The organism is Stenotrophomonas sp. STEN056, from assembly GCF_056759635.1.
Window position 1 is genome coordinate 1 of sequence record NZ_JBRRDL010000052.1, and the last position, 16,349, is coordinate 16,349.

Consider the following 16,349-nt stretch of genomic DNA (forward strand, 5'->3'; position numbering starts at 1 on the left):
GTTACCGCCTGCATGCGCAAATACCTGACCCGGCTCAACGCGATGAAGCGTGACAACGCGCCTTGGCGGGTCGGCTCTATGGAGACTGTGCAAGACAGTTGACTCCTACAGGACGTGGCTGCTGACGCGACCGCCAAAAGAAGAAGGCCCGGCAATGCCGGGCCTTCCTGTACAGCATCACCGCAACGCGGCAATTACCAGATGACCACCTGCTTGTCGCCAGCACGGACCATCGGCGAGCCGGCCTTGCACTGGAACGCGGCGGCGAAGGTCGGCAGGTTCGACGGCGCGCCCATGGCACGGAACTGCGCCGGGGCGTGCGGGTCGGTGGCCAGGCGGACCTTGGCGTTTTCCGGGGTGTACTTGGTGCGCCACACGGTGGCCCAGTTGAAGAAGAAGCGCTGGTCGCGGGTGAAGCCTTCGACCTTCGGGTCTTCCTTGCCGGCCGACGCCTTCTGCAGGGCGTCGTAGGCAGTGGCCAGGCCGCCGAGATCGGCGATGTTCTCGCCCAGGGTCAGCGAACCGTTGACCTGCTGGTCGCCCACCTTGTACTCGTTGAACTGGTTGACCAGCTTGCCGGTCAGGCCCGAGAAGCCCTTGGCATCGGCTTCGGTCCACCAGTTCTCGAAGTTGCCGGTCGGCCCGAAACGGCTGCCCTGGTCGTCGTAACCGTGGGTCATCTCATGGCCGATCACCGCACCGATGCCGCCGTAGTTCAGGGCGTCGTCGGCGTTCAGATCAAAGAACGGCGGCTGCAGGATGGCGGCTGGGAACACGATCTCGTTCTGCAGCGGGTTGTAGTAGGCGTTGACCATCTGCGGGGTCATGCCCCACTCGGTCTTGTCCACCGGCTGGCCGATCTTGGACAGTGCGAACTTGTAGTTGAAGGCGTTGGCAGCGCGCACGTTGCCCAGGTAGTCATCGTGGGTGGTCTGCAGGCCGCTCCAGTCGCGCCACTTGTCCGGGTAACCGATCTTCGGGGTGAAGGTTTCCCACTTGGCGATGGCCTTGGCCTTGGTCTCGTCGCTCATCCACGCCAGGCCCTGGATGCGGTCCTTCAGCGCGGCGGCCAGGTTCTTGACCAGCTCTTCCATCTTGGCCTTGGCTTCCGGCGAGAAAGCGACCTTGACGTACATCTGGCCGAAGGCCTCGCCGGCATTGTTTTCAACCGTGCCCAGCACCTGCTTCCAGCGCGGCTTGATTTCCTTCTGGCCATTGAGCTCGCGGCCGTAGAACGCGTAGTTCTCCTGCACGAAGTCATTGCTCAGGTACGGCGAGGCGCCGTCCACGGTGTGGAAGCGCAGGTAGGCGCGCCAGGCGGCTGGGTCGGTGTCGCCCAGCATCTTGCTCACTTCTTCATGGAAGCCGGGGATGGCCAGCGAGAACGTTGCCGGTGCGGCGATGCCCTGGGCCTTGAAGAACTCGGTCCAGCTGAAGTTCGGGGTCAGCTTGTCGGCATCGGCCACGCTGACCGGGTTGTAGTACAGCGACACATCGCGCGACAGCTCAACGCTGGACTTGGACGCCTTGGCCAGACGGGTTTCAAACTTGATCACGTCCTCGGCCTGCTTGGCGGCGTCGACCGCAGCAACGCCCGACAGCTCCAGCACCTTGGCGACGTGTGCCTTGTAGGCGTTGAGCTTGTCGGCCTTGCTGGCGTCGGTGTAGTACGTGGTGTCCGGCAGGCCCAGGCCGCCCTGGCTGGCGTAGGCCATGTTCATGGACGAATTCTTGAAGTCCGCTTCCGGGCCGAAGCCAAACAGGAAGCCCTCGCCCTTGGCGGCGCTGGTGCGCAGGAAGTTGGCGATGGCGGCGGTGTCCTGCAGCCCGTCGATCGCTTCCAGGTCGGCCTTCAGCGGGGTGATGCCCAGCGCATTGATCTTGGCTTCGTCCATGCCGGCGGCCCAGAAGTCACCGACGATCTTCTCGATGCCGGTGGCGTTCTTCATCGCGGCGGCCTGTTCGGCCAACTGGTGCTGCACGGCGACCGAGCGCTCGTCCAGGATGGTGAAGGCGCCCCAGCTGGTGCGGTCGGCCGGAATCTCGTTGGCATTGAGCCACTTGTCATTCACGTAGCCGCCGAAATCGGTGCAGGCGTCCTTGCTGGCGTCCAGGTCGGCTGCGGTGAAGGCGTTGTAGGCAGGCAGCTTGGATTCGTCCAGCTTCAGTTCGGTAGCGGCAGCCGCTGCCGGAGCGGCGCCTGTAGCGGCCGGGGTTTCTTCTTTCTTGCAGCCAACCAGCGCGGCCGAAACGGCCAGGGTCAGCAGGAGGATCTTGGGGTTACTAGCGATCACGGGAATGGCCTCCAGGCCGATTGCAGAGCACAGGTATGGCCCCGTAACCAGGGCCGATCGCAGAAGATACGCCTGAAACCGATCACCATGGGGTGTCGAAGGTAATGCCCTGCGATGGAAGGACACGCAGTCACATGAGCAGCCTGCAGACGTGAACGGCTGCGCTCTCACAGGCCAAGCGGGGCCGCCCCCCTCCCTTTGCCAAAGGCAAGGGGAGGGCGGGGGAGGGGTAGCTTCAACGCAGCGGTTTCCAGACGGCACCGAGCCCCCGTCCCGGAATTTGAGGGCATTCCGATGGGCGCCGATTTCCCGGCAGTGCTATACAGGGCCAATGACCCGGACATCAGCCAAGCAGTGGGATGCGATCCTCATCGGCGGCGGCCATAACGGCCTGGTTTGCGCGGCGTACCTCGCCAAAGCCGGCAAGCGCGTGCTGGTGCTGGAGCGGCGTGGGGTAGTCGGTGGTGCGGCGGTGACCGAGGAGTTCCACCCCGGCTTCCGCAACTCGGTGGCCTCTTATACGGTGTCGCTGCTGCAGCCCAAAGTGATTGCCGACCTGGAGTTGGAGCGGCACGGCCTGCGGGTGGTGGCGCGCCGGGTCAACAACTTCCTGCCGCTGCCCGGCGGGGAGTATCTGTTGGCCGGAGGGGGCCGCACACAGGCTGAAGTTGCCAAATTCTCGCAGCGCGATGCCGAACGTCTGCCCGAATACGAGCGCCGGCTGGAAGTCTTTGCCGACGTACTTCGCGCGCTCGCATTGCAAGCGCCACCAAATGTCACGGACGGCAACTGGCTGCGCGCGCTGCCGGAACTATGGAAGGCCGGAAAACTGGGCCTGCAACTGCAGCAGCTGGACGCGGGTTTGAAGCAGGAATTGCTGGACCTGTTCACCATCTCCGCCGCCGAATATCTGGACCGTTGGTTCGAGAGCGCACCGATCAAAGCGCTGTTCGGTTTCGACGGGATTGTCGGCAACTACGCCAGTCCCTATGCGGCCGGCACCGCGTACGTGTTGTTGCATCACGTGTTCGGCGAAAGCAATGGCATCAAAGGCGCCTGGGGCCACGCCATCGGCGGCATGGGCGCGATCACCCAGGCGATGGCGCGCGCGGCGACGGAAGCGGGTGTGGAGATTCGCACTGATGCCGGCGTGGCGAAGGTGTTGGTTGAAGACGGCGTGGCGACGGGCGTGACGCTGGCGACGGGCGAAGTGCTGCGTGGCAAGGCCATCGTTGCCAACGTCAATCCGAAACTGCTGTACGAGCGCCTGTTGGATCCGGCCGATGTACCGCCAGTAACGCGCGAACGCATGCGCAACTGGCGCTGCGGCTCAGGCACGTTCCGCATGAATGTCGCGCTGTCACGGTTGCCGGATTTCAGCGTGCTGCCGGGGCAGGGCGACCACCTCACCGCCGGCATCATCATCGCGCCGGGCCTGGATTACATGGAGCGCGCCTACCTCGACGCACGTCAGCATGGCTGGTCGCGCGAGCCCATCGTGGAGATGCTGATTCCCAGCACGCTGGATGACTCACTCACACCACCGGGACAACACGTCGCCAGCCTGTTCTGCCAGCACGTCGCCCCGCAATTACCCGACGGCCGCAGCTGGGACGATCACCGCGAAGAAGTCGCTGACCTGATGATCAACACCGTCGACAAACACGCGCCGGGCTTCGCGGATTCCGTACTCGGTCGCCAGATCATGAGCCCGCTCGACCTGGAGCGCACCTTCGGCCTGATCGGCGGCGACATCTTCCACGGCGCACTGAGCCTCAACCAACTGTTCAGCGCCCGGCCGATGGTCGGGCAGGCCAACTACCGCGGCGCGATTCCGGGGCTGTTTCTATGTGGATCGGGTACGCATCCGGGCGGAGGGGTTACTGGCGCACCGGGGTTCAATGCGGCGATGGCTTTGTTGAGCTGAGAGGCGGAAGGGGGGCGTGACAGAGCCAATAAGTGTCGCGGTATGCTGAAATGCCCTGGTACAAGGCTGGAGTGCGTGGAATGTCCCAAATCCTGCCGTCTGACGGCTCAGGAGAAAAAGTGCGATTGCTTTATGCACAAGCAGTCCATGCCCTGAATCGGGCGCAATGGAGGGAAGCGGCAAGCCTGATAGGGCAGTTATTGCCCTCGGTGCCTGAGCATGCTGGAGTCCAGTTCGTGGCAGGCGTGGCAGCTCTCGGATTGAACGATATCCGTGCTGCCGTGGAGCATTTGAGGGCGGCGGTTCGGCTCAATCCTGAGCGTCCGGACTATCTTGCTCAGCTGGCGCGAGCTTATGCAACTTCAGGGGGGCTGAAGGAAGCCACGGAGGCAGCGGTACGGGCGCTGGATATTGCCGGTGCGGACGCTTTGACCTCGGATACATTAGGTGTGGTGCTGACGCGCTGCAATGAACATGTGCTGGCGGCCAGGGCTTTTGCTCAGGCTGTTCAGTTGTTGCCGAAGCGCGCGGGGTATCGCTACAACCTGGCAACTTCGCTGGTGTTTGCAGGTGATCTGGAGGCCGCGGAGCGGGAGTACGAGGTATGTATCGAGCTCGATCCCAAACAGTGGAGAGCCCACCTGTCGCTTTCGCAACTGAAAAAGCAGAGCAATGATAGGAATCATTTGCCACGTCTGCATGCACTCCTCCATCAGCACGGGAGGGAGCCAGAGGCGGATCTTTACCTGAATTTGGCGTTGGCCAAAGAATTGGAAGATATCGGGGATCATCCAACTTCATTTGCTCACCTTGCTGCAGGCAAACAAAGGGTTGCGAAGAGTCGGAGATATGACCCGCAGGAGGACGCAGAGTTGTTTGCAGCGCTTGCGGCGCAGTTTGACGGTATGAAAGGCGGCGCTTCCGGTTTCGAAAGCAGTGAGCCATTGTTTGTACTTGGCATGCCGCGCACTGGTACCACACTCGTGGAGAGGATCCTCTCAAGCCATCCATTGGTTCACTCAGCAGGTGAGCTGATGAACTTCCCGACGGCGGTTCGTCGTCTCAGCGGCGCTACGGGGCGAGCATTGCTGGACAAGGATGTTGCGGCACGAAGCGTGGCTATGGATTGGGCTGCGATTGGCGAAATGTATGTGCACTCCACTCGGCCAGGGACGGGGCATACACCGCATTTTGTGGACAAACTTCCTCACAACTTCCTGTATGTGGGGCATATTGCGAACGCTCTGCCAAAGGCCAAAATCATCCTTTTGCGACGGGAGGCAATGGATGCATGTCTTGGTAATTTCCGTCAGCTGTTCGCCATGGAGTCATCGCTCTACGACTATTCGTACGACTTGCTGGACGTAGGGCGCTACTACATCCAATTCGAAAAGCTGATGCAGCACTGGCTGAGTGTTTTTCCAGGTCGGATTCTTCAGGTACGTTACGAGGATCTGGTCACTAACCAGGAAGAAGTCACGCGCGGGCTGATTGAGTATTGCCGATTGCCTTGGGATGAGGCCTGTCTGCGTTTTCATGAGAACACGACACCATCGGCGACCGCGAGTGCGGTGCAGGTCCGTGAGCAGTTGCATCCCCGTTTCCTGCAGCGTTGGAGGCGTTATGGGGCTGCGATGGAGCCACTACGTGCATTGCTTGGTGAAAGTGGAATTTCCGTTCTGGCGTCGCCGTCTGATTGACAGACTCTGGAAATGCAAAAAAGGCCCCTGAGTGAACAGGGGCCTCTTCTTTATTTGCCGTGCAGCTTACTTGGCGAAGTCGTAACGAACTTCGGCAAAGACCGAACGGCCCAGCGCGCTATAGAGCCCGCTGTTGTACGGCGTGGTGGATGTGCCCGGATAGTTGTGGGCTTGGCTCTCCGGCATCTTGTTGCCAACATTGTTGATCTGCAGCGAGAGCTTCAGATTGTCCATTGCTGCGTAGTCGATGCCAAGGTTGAAAGTAGTATACGTCCCCCACTTTCCGGCACGAGCGCCTGAGGAGTGTACATAGCCGAAGTCATCATTGATGTAGGCCAGGTAGTTCGGGGTCGAGCCGAGCATGTTGGCATACAACGTGGAGGTCCACTTGCCAATGGCCCAACCGATGGCGCCATCTGCCTTCCACTTTGGACCGGCATCATAGACCCAGTTCGCGTTCGGCCCATTTATCAGATCAATGAACGGCTGAGACGGATCGGTCTGCAGCTCATGTTTGCGCTTGGACGTGTAGTTGGCCGAGAAGTTGAGAGCGCCCCAGTTGCCAATGTCCCACAGATAATTTGCCGATGCGGTGATCAACTCCAGCTTTTGCTTTGCGACATTGACCTTCGGTGTATAGACCGAGAGCAATGCCTCGTTGCTGGTGTTGCGCTTCACCCATGCATAAACGTTTTCGCAAGAAGTAATGCCCGAGCCCGGTTCATTGCGGCGGCAGTAGTATTCCTGCTGCAGGATCTGATCTGCGGAGAGCTGCTTGACTTCGTCCTCGATGTCCCAGAACAGGTAGTCGGCGCTGAAGGACAGGTTCGGGATGGGGGCCCAGACAAAACCGAGGTTCCAGGTCTTGGCGTTGATCGGTTCCAGGTCGGTGTTGCCCGACTGGGTGCCGAAGTACTGCTCGGACTCGTAGTCACAACCGTCAACGTCGCCGGGCGTATAGCCGTCCTGGCCGCAGCGGTAGTAGTCGGTGTCAAATGTGTAGTAGCCGCTCAGGCCCTGGAACTGGTCGGACAGGGTTGGCGCCTTGAACGCGGTGCCGTACTTGCCGCGGATCAGTAGGCTCTCGATCGGGCGGAACTCGACACCCGCAGCCCAAGTCGGCTTGTCGACGGTGTCTCCATAGGCCTTGAAAGCATCGTAGCGGCCCGATAGCGTGGCCGTCAGCATGCTTGCCACTGGCAGGCGGAGTTCGGACATAGCTGCATAGCGCACGCGGTGGCCCGCGCCACCAACGTCGGTCAGGCCCCATATTTCGCCATCCATGACACCGGGCATCGGGGTGTAGTTCCAGCCTTCGTTGCCCGCTTCCACGGCCACAGCCAAGCCTGCGGGACCCGCCGGCAGGGCGAACAGGTCGCCATTGGTCAACTGAGCACGACCCAGGTTATCCCAGGTCTTGGCATTGGCGGTGCCAAAGCCGGTGAAGCTGGCAAACTGCTCCGGAGTCAGCTGGGTGGAGTAGAACGCGCCGTAGTTTGGGCGGAAAACCGGATAAGTGTCGAAGTAAGGGTCGAGGCCCAACTGTTCGCCAAGGATGGTTTCTTCGAAGAAATCGTTGATCTTGTCCGCGTGACGGACCCATTTGCGGGAGCTCAGCTTGCTTTCATTACGGGTAAAGCTGACGTCGTAGTCCCAGGACTCCCCGAAGCTGCCGCTGCCGCCCAAGGTAAAGGTGTAGCTCTTGGTGGTGTCCTTGTCGAGGAGATGGTTGTAGCCAGCGCCGCCGATATCTTCAGGAGAAAACGCGCGCTGCAGGTTCAGTAGCGAGTCGTAATCCGGATCGTAGTAATAGCCGTACTTGGTTTGCGTTCCCCACCAAGTGTAGGAGCTGCCGGCGGTGTACTCAGCAGCTTCGCGGCTGTATAGCACTTCGCCATAGAGCTGGAAGTTGTCGCTGACGTCGAAGGTGGCGCGGCTATACAGCTGTGCGCTTTCCTTGCCATTGCGAATGGTCTTGTAGCCGGGTGAATACAGAGAGCCGCAGTACTGACCGCTGCCAGGACGGGTCTGGAAGCCTTCGGTGCCGCCGAACTGGGTAGTTGTGTTCGAGCAGTCGATGCCGTCGGGCAGGAAGTAGCCGTACTTGCCGAGTCCCTGGTTGCCGATGTCCTGATAGCCGTTGATCAGGTAGTCACGAGTTGCGATTGGTGCGGTGTAACCGTGCAGGTTCACGGTCTTGGTCAGGTCGCGTTGGTAGCCCCATACTGGATCGCGGTTCTCGTACTGCAGCGAGGTTACAACGCTGAGACGGTCGTCAAAAGCGCGCAGGCCATTGGACAAACTGGCACGGATGCTCGAGCCACCACCTTCGGTATAGGTACCGCCGCGTACGCGCAATGTGGTGCCGTCGTAATTCTTCTTCAGTACGAAGTTGACCACGCCGGCAAGTGCATCAGAGCCATACAGTGAGGACGAACCGCCGGGCAGGATTTCAATGCGCTCGACAGCGTCGATCGGAATGCCGCTGATGCTGTTGAAGACATCGCTGCCGTTGTACAGCGCCGGATAGTTGGACATCGGGCGGCCGTTGATCAGGTACTTGGTGTAGCCCGGGTCCAAGCCGAACATGCTGACCGCCTCGGCACCCTGTGTGAAGGAAGCGGAGGTTTCTCCGCCCTGCACACCACCGCTGGAGAAGCTATTGGCGCGGAGGGCGTCGGCTACGCTGGTGAAGCCGCGGGAGTGGATGTCTTCGGCGGTGATCGTGATGACCGGAGTTACGGTCTCGACCTCGGTCTTTGGAATGAGCGAGCCCGTCACTGTGACCTTGTCGAGGGTCTTGGCGGATTCGGACTGGTCCTGAGCCATCGTGGTGGCCGGAATGAGCATGGCGGTCAGCAATGCGCTGGTCAGCGCGCTGCGCTTGACGGAGTTACCTTTGCGGGCTTGCACTTGTCGTATCCCCTACTTGATCCGTGAAGTTGGTAGTTCAGCCTGTGTTGGGTCCAGCTGATCTGCTCAGGTGGCCAGTCGCCGCCCCTTATTTGGTGAACGTAACCTGACTTTAACGAATACTTTGCGGGAGTGCACCAATATTTGACAAAAAATAATAAGAAATATCTGGTAAATGGCATCAGGCTGGTGCCGTTGATCAAAATTCTGCTGAATCTTCGTATTTAAGTTAATTAACTCTCGAATTGCAGGGCGGCGGTGTGAAATGGGGCCCGCTCAGGGAGGCATGAGCGCGGCAATGAGAGGAGCGGGCGGCCAAGGTTACGGGTGGCTCGCCTCGCTTCTTTGACAACGAAAGCCCGGAGCGAGTCGGGCTTTCGCTTGGCGCAATAGCGGCTGCGCTTACTGGAACCTGTAATGTAGGGAGGCCATATATCGGCGGCCCAAGGAATCCAGCACGTATGGGAACGGGCCTATGTCGTCAGTCAGATTGATGACCGACTGGTTCAGGCGCATCTTGTCGTCGAAGCGGTAGCTTACGTTTGTATCCCAGGTCGTCCAGCTGTCACGCATGAAGTGCTGGCGACTTTCCTGCGTGGCGACCAGGCTGAAGCGGGCGCTACTGGTGTAGTTCACCGCGAAACCTGCGTTCCAGTTGCCGATTTGATGTTGCGCCGTCCAACGGAGCTTGCGCCTGGGTTCTTCGAAGGTGCCGACTCTCTCCACGAACGGAACGTCCTGACTGGTGGCTTGGCCACGATTCTTCGGCATGTAACCGTAGAAGCTCAGGTCCAGCTTGCCAAAACGGTTCAGATTCAAACGGTAATCAACTTCAGCAGTCCAGCCTCGAAACATCAGGACCGGACCATTGCCGTATTGGGTCTTGATATCGGTAGCGACGCCGGTTAGCGGATCGCGGGTAACCAAGCTGCAGAAACGGTTGGCATTGGGGACATCACTGGGATTGAAGTTGTCGTCATCAAAGCAGCCAACGATGATGGCGTCGGGGTTGAGTCTGGTTATCACATGACGGTTACACGGTCAAGTTCGGTGGCCTTCTTGTCTGAGTCGTGCTGCTCGCCGTTGCTGGTGGATGCTTCTTGCGCAACGGCGGTAAGAATCAGCGCTGAGGTCAGCGCGAGGCTCAGGGGGCTGCGTTTGAATGACTGACTACGTTCCATATGATGTTGCTCCTTGTTGGAATTTTTGCGGGCCTTGATTCGGCAGCAACAACGCCGGCGCTTCATACCTCTCGAAAAGTTTCACTTGCCGATGGCGGCGGATTAACACATGGTTAATATTCCCTGTCAATGTCGGGAAAGTCTGATAACCATATGAATTTCAATAAGAAATTCCATATTCCAACGCTGGCATCTTCGCCCTGGGCGCGGGGTGTTACTCGGTCTGCTTGTCCCACTACAGCTATAGTTCGCGGCTCTGTTGAATTTTGAGGTTGCAGTGAGCGGGTTGATCAGCGCGGTGACATCGCACAAGGTCCAAAAGGGCCTTTCCCCCCATTCACGTATCCGCAATGTCATTGCGGTTGGGTCAGGCAAGGGCGGGGTGGGCAAGTCCACTACGGCGGTGAACCTTGCCTTGGCCCTGCACAAGCTTGGTGCCCGGGTCGGGTTGCTGGATGCCGATATCTATGGGCCCAGCGTGCCGGCCATGCTGGGCCTGAGTGGCCGCCCGGAAAGCCCGGACAACAAGTCCATCGAGCCGCTGCGGGCGTTCGGGGTGGAGGCCATGTCCATCGGTTTCCTGATTGAGCCGGACTCGCCGATGATCTGGCGCGGGCCGATGGCGACCTCTGCGCTGACGCAGCTGTTCAACGACACGCTGTGGGATGACCTGGATTTCCTGCTGATCGACCTGCCGCCGGGTACCGGCGACATCCAGCTGACGCTGTCGCAGAAGATCCCGGTGGCCGGTGCGGTGATCGTCACCACGCCGCAGGACATTGCCACGCTGGACGCACGCAAGGCATTGAAAATGTTCGAGAAGGTCGAGGTTCCGGTGCTCGGCATCGTCGAGAACATGGCGGTGCATACCTGTTCCAGTTGCGGCCACGTCGAGCATCTGTTTGGCGAAGGTGGCGGTCAGCGCATGGCCGAACAGTACGGGGTGCCGCTGCTGGGCTTGTTGCCATTGGACATTGGCATCCGCGAGCAGGGCGATGCGGGTACGCCGATTGTGGCCTCGGCACCGGATTCGGCGGCGGCCAAGGCCTATCTGGCCGCGGCGCAGCGGATGGCGGAGGAGCTGGGCAAGCGGCCGCGTGCCAGCATTCCCATCATTTCCTCGTTGATCTGAGGCACAGGTCTTTGCGTAGTAATGGAAAGCCCCGGCGACACCGGGGCTTTTCGTACCTATATATAAGGTGTCCGGCCTGGCTGGGCCCCGATGGGCACATTGGGCTGGCGCCGTACGGAAGGGTGCCTGGCCGCTTTCGGGGTACGGGTGGGCACCGGGTCTACGCTAGAATCGGCCACCCCGACCGCCGCAGCCATGCTGCGGCACCACGTAATCAGGACCATTGAATGAGCATCAAGAGCGACCGTTGGATCCGCCGCATGTCCGAGCAGCACGGCATGATCGAGCCGTACGAAGCCGGCCAGGTGAAGCAGGTGGATGGCCAGCGGATCGTCAGCTACGGCACCTCCAGCTACGGCTACGACGTGCGTTGCTCGCGTGAGTTCAAGGTGTTCACCAACATCAACTCCACCATCGTCGACCCCAAGCACTTCGACCCGAAGAGCTTTGTGGACATCGTTGCCGACGAGTGCATCATTCCGCCGAATTCGTTCGCGCTGGCGCGCACCGTGGAGTACTTCCGCATTCCGCGTGACACGCTGGTGGTGTGCCTGGGCAAGAGCACCTATGCGCGCTGCGGCATCATCGTCAACGTCACGCCGCTGGAGCCGGAATGGGAAGGCCACGTGACGCTGGAGTTCTCCAACACCACGCCGCTGCCGGCGCGTATCTACGCCAATGAAGGCGTAGCGCAGATGCTGTTCTTCCAGGCCGACCCGGACGACATCTGCGAGACCTCGTACAAGGACCGCGGTGGCAAGTACCAGGGCCAGACCGGCGTGACTTTGCCGCGCACCTGATCAGTTCAGGCGGCTGCAGATAAAGGAAGGGCGCGGAATTCCGCGCCCTTTTTGTTTCCGGTTGGCGGCGTTTATTTGCCGCGCCCGAACAGCATGCCGATACCGACGGCCACCAGAATGGCCGGCCACCAGGTGGCCAGCATCGTGCCGATGTTGCCGTTGATCCAGCCCAGGTTCTTGGCCAGGAAGAACAGGCCGACGATGATCAGGATCAGGGCGGCGATCAAATTGGAGCGCATCGGCAGGAATGTCCGTTGGTGGGAAGGCGCTTATCGTAGCCGCTGGCGCCAGATTTCGACACGCTGCGCCAGCACCTCCGGATCAAAGCGCTGCGCCTTGCCGCTGCCCCAGACCGGGCCGGGCCAGGCTGGGTCGTTCTCGTTGCGGCCGATCAGGTGGATGTGCAGTTGGCGCACGATGTTGCCCAGTGCGCCGATGTTGATCTTGGTCACGTTGGGCTTCTGCTTAAGGTGCTGGGAGATCTGGTTGATCTCGGCCAGCAGCAGCCGTTGCTGGCCGCCATCCAGGTCGATCCACTCGCTGGCGTTGGGCACGCGCGGCACCAGCACGACCCACGGAAAACGGTCGTCGTTCATCAGGCGGATCTGGGAGAGCGGCCCGTCGGCAATCAATACGCTGTCGGCGGCAAGGCGGGTGTCGAGTTCGAATTCGGACGTCACAGCTTCGGTCATCGCAGGTTCTCGCTGAAGAAGGCCAAGGTGCGTTCGCGCGCCAGGTCGGCGCTGGGGGCGTGGTAGTGCATGCCGACCTCACGGTTGAAGGCGTGGTCGGCCGGGTACACATATACCGGCAATGTGGGTTGCTTTTCACGGTGCGCTGCAACGGCGGCCGGCGGGATGGAGGCGTCCTGCTCGCCAAAGTGGAAGATCGCCGGGGCTTTGAAGGGGGTGTCCAGGAACGGCACATTGCGTGCGCCGTAGTAGCTGGCCGACGGCAGGCCCAGCCGTTGCGCAGCCAGCAGAGCAATGGTGCCGCCCCAGCAGTAGCCGACCGTGCCGACTTTTCCATACGGGGCCAGTTCCTTGGCGGCGGCTTCCACGATGCTGACGGCGCGGTCCACGCCGAGCTCGGTGACCAGCTCCTTGCCACGGCTGACGCCATTGGCGTCGTAGTCCAGCTCCAGGCCCGGCTGCAGTGGATCGAAGAAATTCGGCGCCAGTACCGCGTAACCCTCGGCGGCGTATTGTTCGGCGACATGGCGGATATGCGCATTGGCGCCGAAGATTTCCTGAATGACGACCAGGCCGGCGCGCGGTGCGCCTTCTGGCAAGGCCTGCCAGGCGCGGACCGGGCCGAGGGCAGTGGGAAGGGTGATCCAAGTGGGCATGGCTGAGAGACTCCAGTGTGTTGGGTTGGCTCCCTTCTCCCGCGTGCGGGGGAAGGTGCCCGAAGGGCGGATGGGGGAGCTTTCCATAGTTCGCCTTCAGGGCGCGTGGCGACGCGTTCGTCGTCGCTGCGGCGAAGGGGTGGCCGCGGCGCCCCCTCACCCCAACCCCTCTCCCGCAAGCGGGAGAGGGGCTTAAGCAGGGCATTGCTGCGGTTTGATTGATTATCAATCCCCGCGCCTATTAAGCCAGCCGCAGGGCGTCGTCGCGTAGGCCCGGTATAATCGCCCGCTTTCCGGCCCTGCGGTCATTCCGGCCCCGGCCCCAAGAATTCCGTGAACATGTCCCAGCTGAACCCAAAAGTCGGCTTCGTCAGCCTTGGCTGCCCGAAGGCGTTGGTCGATTCCGAGCGCATCCTCACCCAGTTGCGGGTGGAGGGTTACAGCATCGTGCCGTCCTACGACTCGGCCGACGTGGTGGTGGTCAACACCTGCGGCTTCATCGACTCGGCCGTGGCGGAGTCGCTGGATGCCATCGGCGAGGCGATGAACGAGAACGGCAAGGTCATTGTCACCGGCTGCCTGGGCAAGAAGGGCGACATGATCCGCGAGCATTACCCGGACGTGCTGTCGGTGTCCGGCCCGCAGGACTACACCACGGTGATGGAGGCGGTGCATGCCGCGTTGCCGCCCAAGCACGATCCGTTCGTGGATCTGGTGCCGGACTACGGCATCAAGTTGACCCCGCGCCACTACGCCTATCTGAAGATTTCCGAGGGCTGCAACCACCGTTGCAGCTTCTGCATCATTCCCTCGATGCGTGGCGACCTGGTGTCGCGCCCGGTCGATGAAGTGCTGCGTGAGGCCGAGCGTCTGGTGAAGGGCGGCGTGCGCGAACTGCTGGTGGTGTCGCAGGACACCTCGGCTTATGGCGTGGACCGCAAGTACGCGCCGGGCACCTGGCGCGGCAAGGAATACGCCACGCGCATGAAGGCGCTGTGCGAAGGTCTGTCCGAGCTGGATGCGTGGACGCGCCTGCATTACGTCTACCCGTATCCGCATGTGGATGACGTGGTGCCGTTGATGGCTGAGGGCAAAATCCTGCCGTACCTGGACATTCCGTTCCAGCACGCCAGCCCGCGGATTCTGAAGTTGATGAAGCGCCCGGGTGCGGTCGACAAGACGCTGGAGCGCGTGCTGCGCTGGCGTGAGATCAGCCCGGACATCACCGTGCGTTCGACCTTCATCGTTGGTTTCCCCGGCGAGACCGATGCCGAGTTCGAGCAGTTGCTTGAGTTCCTCGATGTCGCCCAGCTCGACCGCGTGGGTGCATTTGCCTATTCGCCGGTGGATGGCGCCACCGCCAACAATCTGCCCGATCCGGTGCCGGAAGACGTGAAGCAGGAGCGTCTGGCCCGCTTCATGGAAAAGCAGACGGCCATTTCCGCGGCCAAGCTCGAAGCGAAGATCGGCAGCGTGCAGCAATGCCTGGTCGATGTGATCGAGGACGGCATCGCGGTGGCCCGCTCCAAGGCCGATGCGCCGGAAATCGACGGCCTGGTGCACATCCAGAATGCTGCCGAAGCCAAGCTGCGCGTGGGCGATTTCGTCAACGTTGAAATCACCGAAAGCGATGATCACGACCTGTTTGGCGACGCCGTCATCGAAACGGCTGCCAAGCCGTTCGACCTCAAGGTGCTGTGACCGAAGCAGCCGCTGAAAGCGGCGCTGGCACTGCCCGGCGTCGCTTCATCGCACCCTCGCGCGAGCAGGTGGATGCGGCCTGTTTCCAGCATCCACTGTTCGCCGAATTCGCGCCGTGGCGCACGTTGATGGCGGCTGCAGACTGGCCGGATATCGAAACGCTCAATGCGTGCATGCCGCTGCCAGGCCGCTGTTTCGTCGCGCAGGACGCGGCGCTGCTGGAAGACGGCCAGCATTACGAAACCCGTATCCAGCAGGGGCGCATCGCTACCCGCCTGCAGAACTGGCATGACCTGTTCAACGCCATGGTCTGGGCGCGACATCCGGCCATCAAGCATGCATTGAATGCGCAGCAATGCCGGCATATTGCGCAGATGGGGGCGAATGCACGCAACCGCGCGCAGCAGGCACTGACCCAGTTCGACGAAACCGGCGTAATCGTGCGGGTGCGTGATATCGCGTTGCTGGACGCCTGGGATGCGCACGACTGGTCAACGCTGTTTCATGCGAATGCGGCGCACTGGCGCAGCGGCGATATCACCATCGCGGGGGTCATTGGTCACGCGTTGATGGAGCAGATGCTGGTGCCGGGGCGTTTGCTGGTCGGCAAGTGCCTGGTGGTGCAGGGTGATGATGACGCGGGCTGTGTCGCGCGCGTTGCCGAGGCGATCAGCAATGGAAGTGTGCTTGCTGCACCTGCCGAACTGCGTCCGTTGCCGTTGGCCGGAATTCCCGGTTGGCATCTGCAGCAAGGCGAGGATTTCTACGCACAGGCGGACTACTTCCGCCCGTTGCGCGAAGGCCGCGAGTATCCGCGACCATTGCGCCAATCGGTTGAATGAAGGCTGCGCCGTCGCTGCGCTTTGATCAGCCTTGGTAGCTGACGTCGACCAACACAAAACGGGTGACACCGCTCGGCAGTTCGACGGCGAACTCATCGTCGATACGCTTTTTCAGCAGTGCGCGCGCCAGCGGTGAATCGATGCTGATCCAACCCTTCGGTGCATCGGTTTCGTCGGGGCCGACGATGCGGTAGGTGTGGCTTTCGCCAGAAACCACGTTCTCCAGCTCGACCGTCGCACCAAAGAACACGGCTTCCGGGTCACTGGGCGTGGTGTCGACCACGCGCAGTGCTTCCAGCCGCTTGCTGAGGTAGCGCACGCGGCGGTCGATCTCGCCCAACTGCTTCTTGCGATAGGTGTACTCGGCGTTTTCCGAGCGATGACCTTCGGCGGCAGCGGCGGGCCACCCCCGGACACCATACCGCCGGCCCGGGCGCCCCCCCCCCGCCCCCCCGGGGTTGATCCCGGCGGTGGCCGGGGGCGGGGATAGCGACGTGGGAGTAACGCCAGG

14 protein-coding genes are annotated in these 16,349 nt (G+C 61.3%); 6 read left to right on the forward strand and 8 right to left on the reverse strand.

Annotation, left to right across the window (positions count from 1 at the left end; genetic code table 11):
- Positions 1–194 precede the first annotated feature (194 nt).
- Positions 195–2,291: a M13 family metallopeptidase gene (locus ACVOLO_RS17515; protein ID WP_481571614.1), complete on the reverse strand. Its 2,097-nt coding sequence runs from the start codon at positions 2,289–2,291 to the stop codon at positions 195–197.
- Positions 2,292–2,625: 334 nt separating this feature from the next.
- Between ACVOLO_RS17515 and ACVOLO_RS17520 the strand changes: the two genes are divergently transcribed.
- Both ACVOLO_RS17520 and ACVOLO_RS17525 read left to right on the forward strand, forming a co-directional pair.
- Positions 2,626–4,221: a phytoene desaturase family protein gene (locus ACVOLO_RS17520; RefSeq protein ID WP_481571604.1), complete on the forward strand. Its 1,596-nt coding sequence runs from the start codon at positions 2,626–2,628 to the stop codon at positions 4,219–4,221.
- A gap of 80 nt (positions 4,222–4,301) precedes the next feature.
- Positions 4,302–5,921, forward strand: coding sequence for a sulfotransferase family protein (locus ACVOLO_RS17525; protein WP_481571605.1), 1,620 nt, complete (start codon positions 4,302–4,304; stop codon positions 5,919–5,921).
- A 66-nt stretch (positions 5,922–5,987) separates the two neighbouring features.
- Here the strand turns inward: ACVOLO_RS17525 and ACVOLO_RS17530 are convergent, their stop codons facing one another.
- The 3 genes from ACVOLO_RS17530 to ACVOLO_RS17540 all read right to left on the reverse strand — a co-directional run bounded on the left by ACVOLO_RS17530 (position 5,988) and on the right by ACVOLO_RS17540 (position 10,015).
- Entirely contained in the window at positions 5,988–8,834 is a 2,847-nt protein-coding gene (locus tag ACVOLO_RS17530) for a TonB-dependent receptor plug domain-containing protein (protein ID WP_481571606.1), read from the reverse strand.
- 402 nt (positions 8,835–9,236) lie between these two features.
- Positions 9,237–9,860 carry a TonB-dependent receptor domain-containing protein gene (locus ACVOLO_RS17535; protein ID WP_481571607.1) on the reverse strand — a complete coding sequence of 208 codons (624 nt, stop codon included), beginning with the start codon at positions 9,858–9,860 and terminating at the stop codon, positions 9,237–9,239.
- The gene (locus ACVOLO_RS17540) at positions 9,857–10,015 is read right to left on the reverse strand and encodes a hypothetical protein (protein ID WP_481571608.1); all 159 of its coding nucleotides are present in this window, start codon (positions 10,013–10,015) and stop codon (positions 9,857–9,859) included. The genes ACVOLO_RS17535 and ACVOLO_RS17540 overlap by 4 nt, the downstream gene beginning before the upstream one ends.
- 286 nt (positions 10,016–10,301) lie before the next feature.
- On the opposite strand from ACVOLO_RS17540, the gene apbC reads away from it, so the two are divergent.
- Together apbC and dcd are read left to right on the forward strand one after the other, a co-directional pair.
- Positions 10,302–11,147: an iron-sulfur cluster carrier protein ApbC gene (apbC, locus tag ACVOLO_RS17545; RefSeq protein ID WP_481571615.1), complete on the forward strand. Its 846-nt coding sequence runs from the start codon at positions 10,302–10,304 to the stop codon at positions 11,145–11,147.
- 227 nt (positions 11,148–11,374) lie between these two features.
- Positions 11,375–11,947: a dCTP deaminase gene (gene dcd / locus ACVOLO_RS17550; RefSeq protein ID WP_431594589.1), complete on the forward strand. Its 573-nt coding sequence runs from the start codon at positions 11,375–11,377 to the stop codon at positions 11,945–11,947.
- Positions 11,948–12,018: 71 nt separating this feature from the next.
- Here dcd and ACVOLO_RS17555 read toward each other — a convergent pair whose 3' ends face one another.
- Genes ACVOLO_RS17555 through ACVOLO_RS17565 form a run of 3 tightly spaced genes read right to left on the reverse strand, consistent with a single transcriptional unit; the run spans position 12,019 to position 13,295 of the window.
- Positions 12,019–12,186 (reverse strand): LiaI-LiaF-like domain-containing protein, encoded by a 168-nt coding sequence (locus ACVOLO_RS17555; protein ID WP_170183049.1) that lies wholly within the window; start codon positions 12,184–12,186, stop codon positions 12,019–12,021.
- 30 nt (positions 12,187–12,216) lie between these two features.
- On the reverse strand, positions 12,217–12,639 hold the full coding sequence (locus tag ACVOLO_RS17560) for an HIT family protein (RefSeq protein WP_481571609.1): 423 nt from the start codon (positions 12,637–12,639) through the stop codon (positions 12,217–12,219).
- Positions 12,636–13,295 carry a dienelactone hydrolase family protein gene (locus ACVOLO_RS17565; RefSeq protein WP_481571610.1) on the reverse strand — a complete coding sequence of 220 codons (660 nt, stop codon included), beginning with the start codon at positions 13,293–13,295 and terminating at the stop codon, positions 12,636–12,638. The genes ACVOLO_RS17560 and ACVOLO_RS17565 overlap by 4 nt, the downstream gene beginning before the upstream one ends.
- A gap of 339 nt (positions 13,296–13,634) precedes the next feature.
- On the opposite strand from ACVOLO_RS17565, the gene rimO reads away from it, so the two are divergent.
- Positions 13,635–14,996, forward strand: a complete 1,362-nt coding sequence (gene rimO, locus ACVOLO_RS17570) for a 30S ribosomal protein S12 methylthiotransferase RimO (RefSeq protein WP_481571611.1) — start codon at positions 13,635–13,637, stop codon at positions 14,994–14,996.
- Positions 14,993–15,838: a DUF3025 domain-containing protein gene (locus ACVOLO_RS17575; protein ID WP_481571612.1), complete on the forward strand. Its 846-nt coding sequence runs from the start codon at positions 14,993–14,995 to the stop codon at positions 15,836–15,838. The genes rimO and ACVOLO_RS17575 overlap by 4 nt, the downstream gene beginning before the upstream one ends.
- A gap of 25 nt (positions 15,839–15,863) precedes the next feature.
- Here the strand turns inward: ACVOLO_RS17575 and ACVOLO_RS17580 are convergent.
- Positions 15,864–16,349: GreA/GreB family elongation factor (locus tag ACVOLO_RS17580; protein ID WP_481571613.1), on the reverse strand; the 486-nt coding region annotated here is incomplete at its 5' end.